General features: G+C 52.2%; 1 protein-coding gene. It reads right to left on the reverse strand.

Going from position 1 to position 1027, the window contains the following annotated elements; translation table 11 throughout:
* Nucleotides 1-5: 5 nt before the first annotated feature.
* On the reverse strand, nucleotides 6-956 hold the full coding sequence (locus tag BN1127_RS11785) for an IS1595-like element ISAeca5 family transposase (RefSeq protein WP_042649575.1): 951 nt from the start codon (nucleotides 954-956) through the stop codon (nucleotides 6-8).
* Nucleotides 957-1027: the final 71 nt, after the last annotated feature.

Raw genomic sequence — 1027 nt, forward strand, 5'->3', positions numbered from 1 at the left:
CCTGATTACCCATGACCCTCAGCCAGCTTCAAGAGCCGATATGGCATCGGCGGGCTTGCCACGACTGCATGCCCCAATTCAACAAACATACTCTTGAGGTCAAAACGATGATTAAACCGGAAGCAGTATTCAGCAAGATGCCTTGGTAAATGCTTCGCTCCGAGCTTATGACAACTGCCCCGCAGCGAGTTCTTCACATTCCCTATCATCGTGTTTACCCAGTTGAATGCCGGATGATCCAGCAAATCAAGGTTGCCCCCGGTGACAACACCCAGGTGCTCACAATTGGCCTCCTTGACCGCTTTGAAACAGGCCAATCCATCGGATATCACCGCGCTACCACTAGCAAGATGCCGTTTTGCCCAATCAGCAATGACGTTGGTTTTGAAACCATCGACCACCGTCATTCGCATCTTGATTGGATGCCCTTCCTTGTTCAGGGCTACTGCTGCCACAAACGGCGTCTTGCCTGCCGCGCCGCGACCTCGTTTGCCACCACGGCGCTCTCCACCCCAGTAGACATCATCGAGCTGAATGATGCCGCTGATGGGCTGCTTGTCATCGGACTCTTTCATGGCTTGCAGCAGCTTGTGCTTGAGCATCCAGGCGGTGTCATATTTGACGTCCAACTGGCGCTTTAGCTCCATCGCTGACAAGCCAGTTTTGGTCTGTGACAGCAGGTGCATCGCCAGAAACCACTTGGTCAGTGGGAGTTTGGTGTTTGCAAAAATCGTGTTTCCAGTCAATGACATCTGGTGACGGCAGTTATTGCATTGCAGCACGCGTGGCCGACTTTTCAGGCGACAGCAGGTCTTGTTGGCGCACTCAGGACAGATGAAACCGTTCGGAAAACGCCAAGCGAGCAGCGCGTTTTCGCACTGCGCTTCAGTGCCATAGTCCTTGAAAAAATCAAACAGGCTGTAGCCTTTCTGGAATTGGACTTTGCTTTTGGCCATGATCTCGCACCTCAGTAACTGTACGTAAGATCAGTATAGCTCGTGGTGACTGCTAATCATGGGTAATCAGG

The organism is Aeromonas media (genome assembly GCF_000819985.1).
GTDB classification, from domain to species: Bacteria; Pseudomonadota; Gammaproteobacteria; order Enterobacterales; family Aeromonadaceae; genus Aeromonas; species Aeromonas media.